The organism is Rhizobacter sp. P2_H2, from assembly GCF_056403375.1.
This window is the reverse complement of sequence record NZ_JBFUFP010001152.1, coordinates 1-1,650: the sequence shown is the minus strand read 5'-3', so window position 1 is coordinate 1,650 and position 1,650 is coordinate 1. Positions and strand designations below refer to the sequence as shown.

Here is a 1,650-nt window from a genome sequence, read left to right as displayed (position 1 = left end):
GCAGTGGGCGCAGCACCGGTGCCTCGACCTGGCAGCGCGGCATCGCATGCGGGCAGCGCGGATGGAAGGCGCAACCCGGGGGAGGCGCCAGCGGCGATGGCAATTCCCCCTGGATGGGCAGGTACGCGCGGCGGGTGGTGTCCAGCCTCGGCAGCTCGGCCAGCAGCGCCTGCGTGTAGGGGTGGTTCGGCGCGCTGAAGATCGTCTCGGTCGTCGCCACCTCGACGATGCGGCCCAGGTACATGATCACGACGCGGTCCGACACGTGCCCCACCACGCCCAGGTTGTGGCTGATGAAGAGGTAGGTCAGCTCGAACTCGCGGCGCAGCGCGAGGAACAGGTTCAGCACCTGCGCCTGGATCGACACGTCGAGCGCCGCCACCGCCTCGTCGCAGACGATCAGCCGCGGCTTCAGCGCGAGCGCACGCGCGATGCCGATGCGCTGGCGCTGCCCGCCCGAGAACTGGTGCGGATAGCGCTGCGCGTAGCCGGGGTCGAGCCCCACCTGGCGCATCAAGCCCTCGACGTACTCGGCCTTCTGCGATGCCTTCACGAGCCCGTGCACCACCGGCGCCTCGCCGACGATGTCCATCACCCGCATGCGCGGGTTCAGCGAGGCCATCGGGTTCTGGAAGATCATCTGCACGCCCAGCCCCCAGGCGCGGCGCTCGGCGGCGTCCATCGCGGCCACCGGCTTGCCGAGGAAGCTGACGCTGCCCTCGGTCGGCGGCGTGATGCCGGCGATCACGCGGCCCAGCGTCGACTTGCCGCAGCCGGATTCGCCGACCACGCCGATCACCTCGCCAGGCCGGATCTCGAGGTCGACGCCGGCCACCGCCTGCACCACCGACGCGCGGTGGCCGGCCCCCAGCAGGTTGGCGATGCGTCCGGCCAGGTCGATGTCCTGCACGAAGCGCTTGGAGACGCCGCGCAGCTGCAGCAGCGGCGCGGTCGTGCTCACGGAGGCGGGTTCGAGAACGGTGGTGTCCATGCGGTGTTCAGGCCGGCTCGGGCGTCAGCATGTTCCAGCAGCGCACCGTCTTGCCTGCGGGGCCGGGCGCGGCCTGCGGCACCGCGAGGCAGGCGTCGCTCGCGTGGCCGCAGCGCGGCCTGAAGGCGCAGCCCTGCGGCAGGTTCAGCAGCGAGGGCGTCATGCCGGGGATCTGCCGCAGCAGCGTGCCGTGCGTGGCGCGCGTCGGGATCGAATCGATCAGGCCGCGCGTGTACGGGTGCGACGGATTGCCGATCACGTCGGCCGTCGCGCCGCTCTCGACGATGCGCCCGGCATACATCACCGCGATGCGGTCGGCCAGGCCGGACACCACCGCCAGGTCGTGCGTGATCCACATCATCGCAGTACCGGTCTCGCGGCACAGCTTCTGCACCTCGTACAGGATCTGCGCCTGGATCGTCACGTCGAGCGCGGTCGTCGGCTCGTCGGCGATCAGCAGTTTCGGGCGGTTCAGCAGCGCGATCGCAATCGCCACGCGCTGGCGCATGCCGCCCGAGAGCTGGTGCGGATAGGCCTTCAGGCGCTCGCCGGGCGACGGGATGCCGACCATCGCGAGCGCGTCGCGGGCCCGGGCGAGCGCGGCCTGCGCACTCACCTTCTCGTGCGCATGGATCGCCTCGACCATCTGCGTGTCGACG

2 protein-coding genes are annotated in these 1,650 nt (G+C 71.3%); both read right to left on the bottom strand.

The window, feature by feature from the left end; translation table 11 throughout:
- Nucleotides 1–991 (bottom strand): ABC transporter ATP-binding protein (locus AC1D15_RS31050; protein ID WP_477829062.1); only part of this gene is annotated, 991 nt, incomplete at its 3' end.
- 7 nt (nucleotides 992–998) lie between these two features.
- Nucleotides 999–1,650: ABC transporter ATP-binding protein (locus AC1D15_RS31045; protein WP_477829061.1), on the bottom strand; the 652-nt coding region annotated here is incomplete at its 5' end.